Origin of the sequence: Actinomyces naeslundii (genome assembly GCF_001956585.1) — a bacterium.
GTDB classification, from domain to species: domain Bacteria; phylum Actinomycetota; class Actinomycetes; order Actinomycetales; family Actinomycetaceae; genus Actinomyces; species Actinomyces naeslundii.
Map to the genome: position 1 here is coordinate 36,274 of NZ_MSRR01000027.1, position 15,553 is coordinate 51,826.

General features: G+C 68.8%; 8 protein-coding genes and 1 tRNA gene. 4 read left to right on the plus strand and 5 right to left on the minus strand.

The window, feature by feature from the left end:
• Positions 1 to 3 precede the first annotated feature (3 nt).
• The gene (gene argS, locus BKH33_RS11200) at positions 4 to 1,689 is read right to left on the minus strand and encodes an arginine--tRNA ligase (protein WP_003785743.1); all 1,686 of its coding nucleotides are present in this window, start codon (positions 1,687 to 1,689) and stop codon (positions 4 to 6) included.
• 132 nt (positions 1,690 to 1,821) lie between these two features.
• Here argS and BKH33_RS11205 point away from each other — a divergent pair.
• Positions 1,822 to 1,897: transfer RNA gene (locus tag BKH33_RS11205), tRNA-Arg, on the plus strand.
• Between the two features lie 75 nt (positions 1,898 to 1,972).
• On the opposite strand, the gene BKH33_RS11210 is transcribed toward BKH33_RS11205, so the two are convergent.
• The 4 genes from BKH33_RS11210 to BKH33_RS11230 all read right to left on the minus strand — a co-directional run bounded on the left by BKH33_RS11210 (position 1,973) and on the right by BKH33_RS11230 (position 7,792).
• Entirely contained in the window at positions 1,973 to 2,731 is a 759-nt protein-coding gene (locus BKH33_RS11210) for a glycerophosphodiester phosphodiesterase family protein (RefSeq protein ID WP_003785716.1), read from the minus strand.
• 12 nt (positions 2,732 to 2,743) lie between these two features.
• Entirely contained in the window at positions 2,744 to 5,026 is a 2,283-nt protein-coding gene (locus tag BKH33_RS13905; RefSeq protein ID WP_003785739.1) for a M23 family metallopeptidase, read from the minus strand.
• A 343-nt stretch (positions 5,027 to 5,369) separates the two neighbouring features.
• Positions 5,370 to 6,449: a hemolysin family protein gene (locus BKH33_RS11225; protein WP_003785730.1), complete on the minus strand. Its 1,080-nt coding sequence runs from the start codon at positions 6,447 to 6,449 to the stop codon at positions 5,370 to 5,372.
• Positions 6,446 to 7,792 (minus strand): hemolysin family protein, encoded by a 1,347-nt coding sequence (locus BKH33_RS11230; protein WP_003785724.1) that lies wholly within the window; start codon positions 7,790 to 7,792, stop codon positions 6,446 to 6,448. The genes BKH33_RS11225 and BKH33_RS11230 overlap by 4 nt, the downstream gene beginning before the upstream one ends.
• 539 nt (positions 7,793 to 8,331) lie before the next feature.
• Here BKH33_RS11230 and BKH33_RS11235 point away from each other — a divergent pair.
• The 3 genes from BKH33_RS11235 to BKH33_RS11245 all read left to right on the plus strand — a co-directional run bounded on the left by BKH33_RS11235 (position 8,332) and on the right by BKH33_RS11245 (position 15,539).
• Entirely contained in the window at positions 8,332 to 10,317 is a 1,986-nt protein-coding gene (locus BKH33_RS11235; RefSeq protein ID WP_003785751.1) for an NUDIX domain-containing protein, read from the plus strand.
• A 647-nt stretch (positions 10,318 to 10,964) separates the two neighbouring features.
• Positions 10,965 to 14,813: a multifunctional oxoglutarate decarboxylase/oxoglutarate dehydrogenase thiamine pyrophosphate-binding subunit/dihydrolipoyllysine-residue succinyltransferase subunit gene (locus BKH33_RS11240; RefSeq protein ID WP_076071958.1), complete on the plus strand. Its 3,849-nt coding sequence runs from the start codon at positions 10,965 to 10,967 to the stop codon at positions 14,811 to 14,813.
• Between the two features lie 132 nt (positions 14,814 to 14,945).
• A complete protein-coding gene (locus BKH33_RS11245) occupies positions 14,946 to 15,539 on the plus strand; it encodes a GDSL-type esterase/lipase family protein (protein ID WP_003785741.1) in 594 nt (197 codons plus the stop codon).
• Positions 15,540 to 15,553 lie beyond the last annotated feature (14 nt).

Sequence of the window (15,553 nt, forward strand, 5' to 3'; positions counted from 1 at the left end):
GTTTCACATCCTCTCGGGAGCGGTCACGCCCAGCAGATCGAGCCCGTTGGCGAGGACCTGCCCGACGGCGTCGTTGAGCCACAGGCGGGCCACGTGGCCGGAGTTGACGGCGTCGTCCCCACGGGGGGTGACGCGAGTGGCGCCGTACCAGGTGTGGTAGGCGGCGGCCAGCTGCTCGAGGTAGCGGGCCACGCGGTGCTGCTCGCGCAGCTGCGCGGCCTGGGCGACGATCGCCGGGAACTGGGCGAGTACGCCGAGCAGTGCGGAGTCCGCCGGGTCGTCCAGAGCGGCGGGCTCGAAGGGGGCCACGTTCGGGTCGCGGCTCACGCCGTGCTCGGCGGCGTTGCGGGCCACGTTGCGGGTGCGGGCGTGGGCGTACTGGACGTAGTAGACGGGGTTGTCGGAGGTGGAGGAGGCCAGCAGGTCCAGGTCGATGTCGATCATGGAGTCCATGGAGGAACGGGCCAGGGCGTAGCGGGCGGCGTCCACACCGACGGCGTCGACCAGGTCCTCCAGAGTGACGATGGTGCCGGCGCGCTTGGACATGCGCACCGGGACGCCGTTGCGCACGAGGTTGACGAGCTGGCCGATGAGGATCTGCATGTTGGTGCCCGGAGTGTCCCCGAAGGCCGCGCACATGGCCATCATGCGGCCGATGTAGCCGTGGTGATCGGCCCCGAACAGGTAGAGGGCGCAGTCGGCGCCGCGCTCGCGCTTGTCCAGGTAGTAGGCGAGATCGGCCGCGAAGTAGGCGGCGTTTCCGTCGGACTTGATGAGGACCCGGTCCTTGTCGTCGCCGAAGTCGGTGGTGCGCAGCCAGGTGGCGCCGTCGCGCTCCTCGATGACGCCGCGCTCGCGCAGGCGGTCGATGGCGCGCTCGACGGCGCCGGAGGTGTGCAGGGAGTCCTCGTGGAAGAAGACGTCGAAGTCGGAGCGGAATGCGTGCAGCTCGGCCTTGACGGCGGCGAACATGAGGTCGACGCCGCGGGCCCGGAAGACCTCGGCGGCCTCGGCGTCGGGCAGAGTGGCCGGGTCGGGGCGGCCGGCGGCGAGCTCGTCGGCGGTCACCTGCTGGGCGATCTCACTGATGTAGGCGCCGCCGTAGCCGTCCTCGGGGGTCTCCTGGCCGCGGGCGGAGGCCAGCAGGGAGGCGGCAAAGCGGTCGATCTGGGTACCGTGGTCGTTGAAGTAGTACTCACGGGTGACTTCGGCGCCGCAGGCGGACAGGATCCGGGCCAGGGAGTCGCCGACGGCGGCCCAGCGGGCACCGCCCAGGTGCACCGGGCCGGTGGGGTTGGCGGAGACGTACTCGAGGTTGATGTGCTGGCCGCTCAGGGAGTCGTTGCGCCCATAGGCCTCGCCGGCCTCGACGATGGAGCGGGCGAGCTCGCCGGCGCTGGCGGCGTCGAGGCGGATGTTGAGGAAGCCGGGGCCGGCGACCTCCACGGAGGCGAGGCCGTCGAGGGCCTCAAGACGAGGGACGAGGAGCTCGGCGAGGTCGCGCGGCTTGGTACCCGCCTTCTTGGCCAGCTGCATGGCGACATTGGTAGACCAGTCACCGTGGTCACGGTTGCGGGGACGCTCGACGCGGGGGTCGGGGATCTCTGCTGCGGGCAGGGCGAGGACACCCTCGGCGGAGGCCTCTTCCAGGATGGTGCGGATGGCTGCGGCAAGCTCTTCTGGGGTCACGCGCGTCAGCGTACCGTCAACAGGCGGAGCGGATCACGAGGGATACCGGCGGCCGCCGGGCATCGTGGGACATGTCGCAGTCTCACGCCGGTTTCGCTCCGGGGCCAGGACGCTGGTACAGTCACGCCTCGGGCCCCGGTAGCTCAGTGGATAGAGCGTCTGCCTCCGGAGCAGAAGGTCGCAGGTTCGAATCCTGTCCGGGGCGCCATCCCCGAGCCCCCGTCGCCACCCGCGGCGGGGGCTTGATCGTGCGCGCTGCGGTACAGGCCTCTTGACGCGCTCTTCAGCCCAGGGTCTGGAGGGCGAGGGTGGGGACGTCGGTCATGATGGCGTCGACGTTGAGGTCGGCCAGCTGTCGCATCCGCTCAGGCTCGTCCACCGTCCAGACGTGAACCTCCAGGTCGGCGGCGTGCGCGGAGGCGACGAAGCGCCGAGTGACCACCGGGACGCCGTGGTAGCTCTCGGGGACCTGGACCGCGTCGACCCTTCCGCGCGTCCATCCCCAGCGGGTCTGCGGCAACGGGACGGCGGCCTCACTGCGCAGCATGAGTCCGAGCACGTCACTGACCCCCAGGGAGGTCATGGCCCGGGGCTCCTGGCGGCGCAGGACGGCCAGCCGACGGGCGGAGAAGGAGGCGAAGCGAACCCGTTCGAGGGCATTGGCGTCACGCACCGTCTGCAGGGCAGCCTGGACGACGTTGGAGTCCTTGAGGTCGATGTTGAACTTCATCGTCGGGTGGGCGTACAAGGCGTCGTCGAGCCGGACGAAGCCGCGCCCGTCACCGGAGTCGAGGTCGGCCAACTCGGCCCACATGACCTCCCCCACGGCACGGGGGTCGTCCGCGGTGCGGCGCAGGTCCTCGTCGTGGCTGAGGACAACGATGCCGTCGGCGGTCAGCCGCAGGTCGGTCTCCATCCATTCGAGCCCGAGCGCGGCCACGTGCTCAACGGCGCTCCAGGTGTTCTCGGGCACCTCGCTCCCGCCGCCGCGATGGGCGATGACGGCAGGACGACGTCGTGTTCGTGACGCGGCAGGCGGCACAGTGGGTCTCCCTCAGCTGCAGTTGGTGGTGAGCTCGACAGCGCCGTGCTCCTTGAGCCAGCCCCACGGCTCCACGGTCGACTCGTCCGCGGTGTCGTCCTTGGTGCGCACCTCGAAGTGCAAGTGCGAGCCGGAGGACCGCCCGGTGTTACCCACGCCGGCGATCATCTGGCCGGCCGTGACGGTGTCACCGGCTTTGACGTAGATGCCGTCCTCGTACATGTGGAGGTAGCTGGTGTACCAGACACGTCCGTCGATCTCGTGCTTGATGGTGACGGTTCCGGTGCCGTCCACCATGCCGGCGGTGGTGACGGTCCCAGCGGCGGCGGCGTAGATGGGCGTCCCGACGGGTGCGGCCATGTCCTGGCCGGCGTGCAGCTTGCGGTAGCCGAGGGTGGGGTGGGTGCGGTAACCGTACTCCGAGGAGATCTCGTAGGTGCCCGGGAGCATCGGGTAGAACAGCTGCGGCTTGGAGCTGAAGGCGCTCGTGTCTCCGGAGGCGCCGGTCGTCGAGGAACAGGTCTTGGCGGCGTTCTGGTAGGCCTCGCGGATCCTGGCCCGGGTGGCGGCGTCGGGGACGTTGGACAGCTGGGTGTCGGGGCTCTCGTCCAGGTCGTCACTGCCGAGCACGGCGCTGGCCACGGACGAGGGCTTCGTCCCGGAGGCGGCCGGGCCCTGCGTGGCGGCATTACTGACATGCATCTTCATCGCCGCCGAGGCCAAGGGCGTGTTGTCGAGGTGACTGGACAGCGGGACGAGGACCGTGGCCACGGCCAGGGCCGAGAGCACCGCGGTGCGCCCCAGGATCCCGGTTCCGGTACGGCGCCGAGCGGGACGCGCGGAGGCGGGGCCGGTCGAGGAGTCGCGGTGGGTGTCAGGCTTGGATGCCGGAGAGACCCGGGCCGACGACGTCGAGGCGGCCGCCTCCTCCGAGGCGGTGTCCGCGGCGGTCGTCTCGGACTTCTTGGCCGACCGGGTCTTCTGGGCGGCCTTGGCCGCGCGGATGGCCGACTCGTCAGCGAGCGGCACCCCGGCCTTGCGAGCGGCCATGATCTTGCGGACCTCGGGGACCTCAACGGTCTCGGCGCCGCGGAAGTCCGTGATCCGGCGTGAGAAGCGGATCTCGTGAGGAGCCTCGGGAGCCGACGACGTCGCCACGGCCGGCTCGACGGTCACCTCCGGTATCGGGGTGGAGGCTGCGCCCGCCGAGGCACTGGTCGCAGTGCTGTAGGAGCCGGTGTGATGAGTGGTGGAGGCGACAACGGGCTTGGCCGAGACGCTGGCGGGCGTTGCCGCGGACGTGTGCCTCGCACGGCGGCTCTCCGGCCGGGAGGAGGCTGCGGAGACCGACGAGGTGCTGGGCACAGCCGGAGCGGCGTGACTGTGGGGCTCCGCCGTCCCGGGCGAGGCCGGGACCGCGTCACCGGCGCCCCACCACGGTGCACTGCCGGCGGACTGGCCGGCCGCAGGCTCGAGTCCGGCGGTCGACTCGGCCAACGAGGCCGCAACCAGGGGCGTCAGAGCCGAGGGCGCCGACGACGTCGGTGCAGCGGCGGGCTGCTCGGCGGCGTGGGAGCGGTGGCTGCGACGGCTCTCCGTCTGAGCCTCGTATCGATGAGCCGGGGCCTCCGGCACATCCACCACCGCAGGGTTCTCTCGCGTCTGCTGACTGTCCCCGGAGTCCCGGGCCGCACGCAGGTCCTTGCGGGAGCGCCGGCTCGGGCGAGCATCCCCCGACGCCTGCGGTGAGGCGGAGCGGGCGGAAGGCGTTGCGGGCGAGGATCCGGCGGCCTCCGCCGCCGGCGCGCTGACCGCCCCGGAAGGAAGAGCGTGCCCGGTCGCACCGGGCACCTGAGAGCGCCGATCCGCGCTCGGGACGGGCTGCTCGGTGCCGCCCTGACGGCGTCGAGCCATACGGCTCATCGGGGCGATCGGTTGCTGGTCGGCCCGCCCGGACTGCTCCGCGGGAGCCGGAGCACTGGACGCGTGCATCGCTGAGCGCGCAGCCGGGGCCGTGGGCCGTTGCGGGCGATTCTGCTTCTGGGGAGCGACCGGGACGTCGGGGAGCGCGGAGGGACTCGGGGCCGTGACGACGCTGGACGGGGTGCCGGTCGCGGAGCGGTGCGCGGGGAGATCGCGGCGCGAGCTGCGGGTGGTTCCGGCGGCGTGAGTCGTGTGCGCCGTCGGCGGTGACGGCGGGTTGGCTCCGGCCTCCGCCTCGGCGAGCTGGCGAGCGGCTTCGGCAGCACGTTCCGCCTCGCGACGCTGGCGTCGACTCATGGGCTGCGGGGTCACGCGGGAAGCCTCCAGGTGGCTGGTGTCATGGGGAAGTCGTTGCTGCCGGCGATCCGGTGGTGACGACGTGCTGGCTGCCAGGGCGACAGCCTCGGGTTGTGCTCGGTTAAAACAGTAGCGGTCTCCTGTGGGTCTTGCCAGGAGAACCAGCACACCTTTGTGTGACCTGCACTTCTCACACAAATATCGAGGCGCTCCCCAACGTCGCCGACTCTGAGACGGAAACACGTGTCATACGAACGGATCGGCACCAGTTCACCGTTCCTTGGACAGTAGTCGACGATCGTCGCCCGACGCGGCACGAGTTGTGGATATCCGCCGATCAGCGCCCTCAGATCACGATTTAATCACGGCGCTGGTGCTCCTCGCGCTGCATGGCGTCGTTGACCTCGCCGACAAGCTCTTCGAGGATGTCCTCCAGGAAGAGGACCCCGACGAATCGTCCCTGCGCGTTGCGCACGTGCCCGAGGTGGGCCCCCGAGCGCTGCATGGCAGCCAGCGCCTCCTCGACCTCGTCGTCGTAGCCGACGGGCACGAGTGCGCGAGCACGCCAGGCGGGCACCGGCTCGGTGCGGTCGGCGCCGTCGGCGTAGAGGATGTCCTTGAGATGGAGGTAGCCGGTGATGACGGGCTCCGCTCCCCCGTCGGCTGCGGCCTGCTCGGCCACGAGCGGGAAGCGGGAGAAGCCGGTGGAGGCCACGGCCCGCTCCACGTCCTCCGGGGTGCACTCCTGGGGCAGGGTAACGAGCTCGCTCAGGGGCACCATGACGCTGCCGGCGGTCTCCTCGGAGAACTCCAGGGCGCCGCTGAGCAGGCCGGTGGAGTCCTCCAGGACGCCCTCGGCGGTGGAGCGCTCGACGATGGAGGCGACCTCCTCGGCGTTGAAGGCGGCGGAGATCTCCTCCTTGGCCTCGATGCCCAGGACCTTGAGGACCCCGTTGGCGAAGCCGTTGAGAGCGTTGACCACGGGGCTGAAGACGCGCGAGCACCACACCAGGGGCGGGGCGAGCCAGCGCACGGCCTTCTCCGGGGAGGCGATGGAGATGTTCTTGGGCACCATCTCTCCGGCGACGACGTGCAGTCCCACGACGATGACCAGGGCGATGACGACGGCGACGGCGTGGGAGCCGGCGTGCCCGACGCCGACGGCCGCGAGCAGAGGCTCCAGGGCATGGGCGATGGCCGGCTCGGCGACGACGCCCAGGCCGGTGGAGCACAGGGTGACGCCGAGCTGGGCGGTGGCCAGCATGCGCGAGACGTGCTGCAGGGCCCACAGGGCGGTGGCGGCGCGGGTGTCGCCGGCCTCGGCCAGCGGCTCGAGCTGGCTGCGGCGCGAGGAGGTGACGGCGAACTCGGCGCCGACGAAGAAGGCGTTGCCGGCCAGGAGGATGACGGTGACCACCAGGGCCAGGGGCGTGCTCATCGGCGCTCCCCCTCAGCTCCTTGGTGGTCCCCGGGGGTGGCTTCGGGGTCCTTGGGACGCACGTGGAGGCGGGTGACGCGGCGCCCGTCCATGGCGTCGACGGTCAGGGAGGCGTGAGTCAGCTCGACGACGTCGCCGACGGCGGGGATGCGGCCGAGCTCGGTCATGACCAGGCCGCCGAGGGTCTCGTAGGGGCCGTCGTCGGGCACCTGGATGGCGGCGCGGGTGGCGAGCTCGTCGGGGCGCATCCACCCCGGGACGACCCAGTGGCCCGAGGGGTCGAGGTGGGCGCCGGCGCGGCGGCGGTCGTGCTCGTCGGCGACGTCCCCGACGACCTCTTCGACGGCGTCCTCAAGGGTGACGACGCCGGCGGTGCCGCCGTACTCGTCGACGACGAGCGCCATCTGAGAGCCCTGGGCACGCAGCTCGACGAGCAGGTCGGCCAGTGGCATGGTCTCGGGGACTCGGGGCGCGGGGGTCATGAGGGAGGTGGAGGCGACGGGGACGTCGGCGCGCCGCTCGTAGGGGACGCCGATGGCGCGGCGCAGGTGGACGATGCCCATGACGTCGTCGACGTCGCGGCCGATGACGGGGAAGCGGGAGTGGCCGGTGGCGCGGGCCAGGTGCACGACGTCCTCGGCGGAGTCGTCGGCCTCGAGGGTGTGGAGGCGGCCGCGGTCGGTCATGACGTCGACAGCGGTGAGCGCTCCCAGGCCGATGGAGCGGGTGAGCAGGGTGGCGGTGGAGGCGTCGAGGGTGCCCTCCTCGGCGCTGTGGCGCACGAGGGAGGCGAGCTCGCCGGCGCTGCGAGTGCCGCTGAGCTCCTCGGCCGGCTCGATGCCCATGGCGTGCAGGACGGCGTTGGCCGCGTTGTTGAGCACGAGGATGAGGGGCTTGAGCAGGGTGGCGAAGCCCATGAGGAAGGGAGCCACGAGGCCGGCGGCGCGCATGGGGTCGGACAGGGTGGCGTTCTTGGGGATGAGCTCGCCCATGACCATGGAGAAGGCGTTGACGACGATGAGCGCGATGACGACCGCGGCGCCGGTGGCCACGGAGACAGCCATCCAGTGGCTCATGAGGTCGATGAGAAGGTTGGCCAGGGCGGCCTGCATGGTGTAGCCCAGGAGCACCGTGGTCAGGGTGATGCCGACCTGGGCGCCGGACAGGAGTGTGGACAGGCGCCCCAGGGCCCGCTGGACGACGGTGGCGCGCTTGTCCCCGGTGGCGGCGCGGGTCTCGACGGTGGAGGGGTCGAGGGCGACCAGGGAGAACTCACCGGCCACGAACAGGGCGGTGCCCACCGTGAGGACCACGCCGACGGCGATCATGAGCCAGTCGGTCATGCGGGCCACTCCCCCATGTGGAGTACGACGTGGGCGCCGGAGGCGGACGAGTCGGGGTGGGGGTGGTCAGAGGCGGGCGAGGAGGCGCGGTGCGTGCGGGTGCGGCGCCTGCGGGCCCGGCGGAAAGCCGATCGCATAGTGACCGAACGGTACCACCGCGGCGGAATCGAAGCAGAGGTAGCCATCAGGTGTCGCACCGCCATCACCAGAGGAACTGATCTCTCACGTCTCTCACGACTGGGAGAACCTGCACCGCAGACCAAGCGAGAATGGAGGTTGCGATGCCACCACGGAGGGCAGAAGACAGTCCGTTCAACCGATCCAGACCAGTCCCCATGGTGGCTCCTTGCGCCAGCCCGCGGCACAGTCGTAGGCGCGACCATTCCTTACCTCAGCGCACTCGGTCTCAAGTGGGCCGCAGCATACGTGGCACTCAATGCCACCGGAGGACTAACCGTCCCGACACCTCAGTTCCGCGAGCGGATCTCAGGAGGCTTCGCGCTCGAGGACGGCTCGAGGACGTCAAGGGTAACCTGAGGATGCTGCTGCGAAAGAAGACGGAAATAGGAAGTTCGATCTTTATCCAGGCCCAATTTATCGTGACTCCAGAGAATCGTTCCAAGGTCGAGCTCTTCGAGCCCCACTGGCTTGCAGAGCCAGGAGTCGACCAGGCCGCAATCCGCCACGAACGGGCACATGCGGGACGGACGGTCCGGCATGACCAGTATCAGAATCGGGAAGAGTTGCGGCAACCTTGCAGGTATCTGTGGGAGAGCGTTGTGATTATGCAGGACGGCACCGCGATGCCCTGCTGCAAAGATTTCGACGCGAAGGCACCGCCGGGTAACGCTTTCGAGCAGGACATGGGTGAGATATGGGATGGGGATACAGCATATGAGGGTGTGGGAATAATGGTCAGCACATTGTCGGCGGAGATTGTGGCGCGCGTGCGGCAGGAAGTAAATACCAACGAGTACTCCAGGTGCGAAATATTCGCTTCCCCCTTTGCAAATGTTTCGGTGCAGACGCATCCTGCCCTCACACCCCTTCTGCGCTCACACCTCTATTACCCCGACACACCATCGGCAGCAGACATCTGGTCGGTAAGTGCTGTCGAGAGCGACTATCTCTGGGATTTCACAGTCGAACAGTTAAATCCTGCGTGGACGCCTGTCTTGGATTATGGCACAGACGGTCATGTCGTCGATATCGATCAACAAGCCCGCCTCATCATGATCCCGAGCACGAGAACCGTAATCGTCCGGGATTGTGCGGAGAAGAAGGTCTACATAGTTGGCAGAGATGTTCGAGGTCTTTTCGTAGAGCTGTATCGGGTTGTCCGGGGCGTTCACACAGCGTCGGCCATCAACAGCGGGGCGATGGCGTTCCACTCCTCGTCGGTTGTTCGTCAGGGCCGTGGGGTCTGCTTCGTAGGTGATAAGGGCGCAGGGAAGTCGACGGCGTTGCTCGCTGCTGCCACATCTCATCTCGACGGGCTGAGTATCCTTACGAACGACAGGGCGTTTCTCCATTTTGATCGTGACCTGGAGATCCTGGCGTGGCCTAGTGCTGTCAATGTGGACGCGGGAAGCCTATTGGCTCTGGGCGGTGACCGCGTTCTCAAGCCGGAGTTTCATTACCGGTATGGCGCGATGGCCTACCTACTTCTCGATCTTCCACTGATCGAGAAGTTGTCGACGGGCGATGAAGCTTCGGCGCCCGCCAAAGTGATGTTACTGCCGGAAGAGATGCGCCGTGCACTGGGTACCTCGTTTTCCACTGAGGGCCGCGTCGTCGCGATTATCGAGAGCAAGCTCGCACTGGACGAGCCGCACAGCCGCTTCGAACTCGTCTTGGACGCCGATGAACGAGCGAACCTCGTCCGCCGAAATGCCTGCACCGACTGGACCAATCATCCCGACTGGCTCGGTCTCATCACCACGTCTCCCGGGGAAGAGAGCGTCATAGGTCGGCTAGAGGAGGTGGCGGACGACGTCGCGATAGCAAGACTTCGAGTTGGGCGTGATGGAAAAGATGTGACAAGGGGTCTCATCGCCGCTTTCACTTCCTCCAACTCCCCTATCGAGTTGGGTACGGAGATCGCCGCAGGCCCGCTTCCCACTTACCACTTCGGGGTATATGCGCGCATTGTGCGGGACGGCCGGCTGTTGTGCGTGAAAAAGACACGCGGCCCCTACACTGGTCTGCTCGACCTCCCCGGCGGGCGACCCGAATTCGCTGAGAACTGGGAAGATGCCCTCCGACGCGAGTTGGCGGAGGAGGTGGGTGCCGAGTCCGTGTCCATCGCTAATTGCGCTCGGTTCTCGCTACATGTCGATTTTAACACCGCTGGCGAGAATATCGACTTCCACCACCATGGAGCTGTCGCAGATGTGCACCTATGGGGCGCGCTTTCTGAACACGGAATGTCGTCGTCGGACACGAATGGATGGGAGTGGTTCGATCTCGGATCAGGTGACCGATTGTGCCTCAGCCCCCTCGCGCGGTCGGTTCTAGACGGATGAGGCCGTGTGTCCGTCCTCCGATAGAACCGCGACTCGCGGACGACTCGGAACTCCAGGAGCTCCGTCCTGCGACGTCGACAGCCCACCACGCCATCCACCTCGGCAACTACGCCCAACTTTTCTTCGCCAAGTCGGACGACATGAAAGCGATCATCCTGACTGAAAGGCGATAACCCTCGCCAATGATGATGAGCGGTCTTTACTAGCCGAATGTCACTTCAACCTGTTTGCCCATTCACCCGAGCACCACAAGGAGTCCGGAAGGGCGCTCGAGAAACTTCTGGCAGACGGTGTGATGGCAGGTGGCTGGTCATTCGAGATGAACCTGGAGCGGCTCCGGAGCGAGGAGGACCCTCGGACGGATCTGCTCGAGGCGGTGGCTCAGGCACTTGAAGACGGCGACACATCCCGGCTCGACGCCTTCGAGGAGTGGCGCGACATGTAGGTCACCGTCGTCGGGCCGTTCGACCCAGGGCCGCGAGCGCGTCACAGCCGGGACACGCATGTGTCCTTGGTCCCGCATTTGCTCGCCTGAGACGCCTTTCACCTCCTAGGATGTCCTACGGACACCGCCGTTCCTCCCCGGGTCCCGCCGAGGTTCCCAGCGCCGGGACGGCAGACTGACGAGTTCACCGAGGAGACCCGACGTGCCCACGCAGGACCAGACCAGCCCAGGCTTCGGTGCCAACGAGTGGATGGTGGAGGAGATGCGGGCCGCCTGGTCGGCAGATCCCTCCTCCGTGAGCCCCCAGTGGCGAGAGCTCTTCGAGACCGACCCGAGTGCCGGCCTGCGGCGACCGAGCTCGACCCCCTCGAACGACTTCGCCAACGGTTCTGCGTCGTCAGCCCCCGGAGGGCCGCGCCGGGCGACCATCACGCCGCAAGCCGCCGTCCTCCAGCGCCGCTCCTCCGCGGTCCAGGACGTCACCCGCTCCGACCTTCCCCCGGCCCCGCCGTCGGACACCGCTCCCCCGACCTCCCCCTACGCCCAGCGCCTGACCGCCCACCCCGCCCACGACCTGGAGGGCGATGGCTGCGAGGACAGCTCCGTCCGCCTCAAGGGCGCGGCCGCCCGCACCGCCAAGAACATGGACGACTCCCTGTCCATGCCCACGGCCACCTCCGCCCGGGCCGTCCCCGCCAAGGTCCTCATCGAGAACCGCGCCGTCATCAACAGCCACCTGGCCCGCACCCGCGGCGGCAAGGTCTCCTTCACCCACCTCATCGGCTGGGCGGTGGTCGAGTCCCTGTCCGAGATGCCCTCGATGAATGTCTCCTACGGGGTCGACGAGACCGGCAAGCCGGTCCTGAACGAGCCAGCCCACGTGGCCTTCGGCCTGGCCATCGACGTGCCCGGCGCCGACGGGCAGCGCCGCCTGCTGGTGCCCTCCATCAAGCAGGCCGACCTCATGGACCTGTCCCGGTTCGTGGAGGCCTATGAGGGCCTCGTGGCCAAGGCCCGCCAGAACAAGCTGGACCTCGACGACTTCCGCGGCACCACCGTGACCCTGACCAACCCCGGCATGATCGGCACCCTGCACTCGGTGCCCCGCCTCATGCCCGGCCAGGGACTCATCGTGGGGGTGGGGAGCATGGACTACCCGGCGGCCTTCGCCGGCGCCAGCCCCGACACCCTGGCCCGCCAGGGCATCGGCAAGGTCGTCACCCTGACCTCCACCTACGACCACCGCGTCATCCAGGGCGCCGCCTCGGGCGAGTTCCTGCGCCTGGTGGAGCGCAAGCTCCTGGGGCTGGACGGTTTCTGGAGCCGGGCCTTCGAGTCCCTGCGCATCCCCCTCGAGCCGGTCGAGTGGGTGCGCGACACCACCTACGATCCGGAGCTGGAGACCGGCAAGCCGGCGCGCGTGGCCGAGCTCATCCACGCCTTCCGTCAGCGCGGGCACCTCGCCGCGGACACCGACCCGCTCACCTACCGCCTGCGCCGCCACCCGGACCTGGACATCACCTCCTACGGGCTGAGCCTGTGGGACCTGGACCGCTCCTTCCCCACCAGGGGCCTGGGCGGGCGCGACCGCGCCACCCTGCGCGAGATCCTCAAGATGCTGCACGACGCCTACTGCCGCACCGTGGGCGTGGAGTACATGCACATCCAGGACCCGGCCCAGCGCACCTGGTGGCAGGAGCGACTCGAGCGCGACTGGGAGGACATCGGTGACGAGGAGCGCCGTCGGATCCTCACCAAGCTGGAGCAGGCCGAGGCCTTCGAGACCTTCCTGCAGACCAAGTACGTGGGCCAGAAGCGCTTCAGTCTCGAGGGCGGGGAGTCCCTCATCGTGGCCCTGGACCGTCTGCTCGACGCCGCCGCCCACGACGGCCTCGACGAGGTCGTCATCGGCATGGCCCACCGCGGCCGGCTCAACGTGCTCACCAACATCGCCGGCAAGTCCTACGGCCAGGTCTTCGACGAGTTCGAGGGCAACGGCGTCATCGAGGGAGCCGGAACCGGGGACGTCAAATACCACCTGGGCACCGTGGGCGTCTTCTCCGGGACCGACGGCGTGTCCACCCGCGTCTCCCTGGCCGCCAACCCCTCCCACCTGGAGACGGTCGACGGCGTCGTCGAGGGGATCGTGCGCGCCAAGCAGGACCGCATCGGCCTGGGCGAGAAGGGCTACACGGTCATGCCGGTCCTCGTCCACGGCGACGCGGCCTTCGCCGGTCAGGGCGTGGTCTACGAGACCCTCAACATGAGCCAGCTACCCGCCTACCGCACCGGCGGTACCGTCCACATCATCGTCAACAACCAGATCGGCTTCACCACCGGCTCGGCCTCGGCCCGTTCCACCATCTACGCCACCGACCTGGCCAAGGGCCTGCAGGTGCCGATCTTCCACGTCAACGCCGACGACCCCGAGACGGTGGCCCGCACCGCCCGCCACGCCTACGAGTACCGACGCACCTTCCACAAGGACGTCATCATCGACCTCATCTGCTACCGGCGCCGCGGGCACAACGAGGGCGACGACCCCTCGATGACCCAGCCACTCATGTACCGGCTCATCGACTCCCTGGACTCCACCCGCGGGGTCTACACCGCCGCTCTCGTCGGGCGTGGCGACATCACCCCGGAGGAGGCCCGCGAGATCGCCGAGAACTACCAGGGCGAGCTGGAGCGGATCTTCACCGAGGCCCGCATCCAGATCACCGGGGAAGGAAAGGGCTCCAGGGACCCCGGGGAGGCTGCCGCCTCGGGGGCCGCCGCCCAGGACCTGTCCGACCCCACGAAGGTCGGCGTGCCCCTGTCCTCCCTGGAGGTCCCCTACTCCCAGCAGGCGGGCAGCGGCATGATGCTCGGCTGGACCTCAGCGGTACCGCGCGACGTCGTCGAGCGCATCGGGGACGCCCAGGTCGCCTGGCCGGGCTCCTTCACCGTCCACCCCAAGCTCCAGGCCATGCTCGCCAAGCGCCGCGAGACCACGCGCGAGGGCGGCATCGACTGGGGCCTGGGCGAGCTCATCGCCCTGGGGAGTCTGCTCATGGAGGGCGTGCCGATCCGCATCGCCGGTGAGGACGCCCGCCGGGCGACCTTCGCCCAGCGCCACGCGGTCCTGCACGATCACGTCTCCGGTCAGGAGTGGACGCCGCTGAGCTTCCTCACCCCGGACCAGGCGCCTCTGGAGATCTACGACTCGCTGCTCAGCGAGTACGCGGCCCTGGCCTTCGAGTACGGCTACTCAGTGGAGCGGCCCGAGGGACTGACGATGTGGGAGGCCCAGTTCGGCGACTTCGCCAACGGAGCCCAGTCCGTCATCGACGAGTACGTCACCTCCGCCGCCCAGAAGTGGGGGCAGCGCTCCGGCCTGGTCATGCTGCTTCCCCACGGCCAGGAGGGGCAGGGGCCGGACCACTCCTCGGGGCGCATCGAGCGCTACCTGCAGATGTGCGCCCAGGACAACATGCTGGTGGCTCAGCCCTCCACACCCGCCAGCTACTTCCACCTCCTGCGGGAGCACACCTACCACCGCCCGCGCCGCCCGCTCATCGTCTTCACCCCCAAGCAGCTGCTGCGTCTGAAGGCCGCCTGCTCGCCGGTGGAGGACTTCACCTCCGGCACCTTCCAGCCGGTCATCGGCGAGGTCGACGACGCCGTCCTGGCCACGGCGCAGGATCAGGGCGTGGACCGGGTGCTGCTGTGCTCGGGGCGCGTCTACTACGACCTGCTGGCCCAGCGCACCAAGACCGGGGACACGAGCACGGCCATCGTCCGCCTCGAGCAGCTCTACCCGTTGGAGACCTCGGCCATCGCCGAGGCGCTGGCACCCTTCAGCGGGGCCGAGCTGGTGTGGGTGCAGGACGAGCCGGCCAACCAGGGAATGTGGCCCTACCTGGTACTCCACCTGCCCACGGAGCTGACCGGTGGCGTCCTGCCTACGCTGGTCTCCCGCCCCGAGGCCGCCGCGCCCGCGGTGGGCACCGCCGGCGTCCACCGCGCCCAGCAGGAGGAGATCATCCGTCAGGCCTTCGCCCGCGACTGAGAAAGGGCTGATTGTTCCCGACTCATTGCAGGCCAAAGCCTCCGAAATGCCGTCAGCCTCCCGCGCAAGACCGCAAGGTCACGATAATGTCAAGACAGCATGAGGGATCGTGAGTCATGAGGAGGCGCTGCCATGCGTGAGACGAGGCTGAGCTTCATTGGCGACGAGCTGGTGGCCGGTCATGGTGACGGACGCGCTCTGGGCTGGACGGGCCGGGTCATGGCCCGTACGCCACGGGACGCCGACATCCTGTGGACCTCGCTGGCGGTGCCCGGTGAGACGACCGCGCAGATGTCCGACCGCTGGGGGCCCGAGGTGGCCCGCCGCTCCACGCACACCGGTATCAACCGGCTCGTGGTGGGGCTGGGCGTGGCCGACGTGCTCGCCGGCATTTCCTATGCCCGCTCCCGCCTGGCCCTGGCCAACATCCTCGACACGGCCGCCTCCGACCACCGCGAGTGCTTCGTCGTCGGGCCCCCGCCTCTGCCCGAGGCCGATCCCGACGCCACCGCTCAGCTCTCCCAGGCCGCCGAGGAGGTGTGCCTGCGCCGCAACGTGCCCTACGTGGACGCCTTCGAGCCGCTGCGCAACCACGAGCAGTGGACGGCTGACGTCGCCGCCGCCGGCGGCACGCACCCGGGCCAGGCCGGCTACGGTCTGCTGGCCTGGCTGGTACTGCACCGCGGCTGGTACGAGTGGCTCGGCGTCGAGCGCCCCGAGTCCTGAGGCCTCGATACCCG

What these genes read in the sequence shown, in the direction of transcription:
- BKH33_RS11225 (WP_003785730.1), bottom strand. Translation starts at nt 6,449, where the DNA reads ATGAGCACGCCCCTGGCCCTGGTGGTCACCGTCATCCTCCTGGCCGGC.
- BKH33_RS11230 (WP_003785724.1), bottom strand. Translation starts at nt 7,792, where the DNA reads ATGACCGACTGGCTCATGATCGCCGTCGGCGTGGTCCTCACGGTGGGC.
- BKH33_RS11235 (WP_003785751.1), top strand. Translation starts at nt 8,332, where the DNA reads ATGCTGCTGCGAAAGAAGACGGAAATAGGAAGTTCGATCTTTATCCAG.
- BKH33_RS11245 (WP_003785741.1), top strand. Translation starts at nt 14,946, where the DNA reads ATGCGTGAGACGAGGCTGAGCTTCATTGGCGACGAGCTGGTGGCCGGT.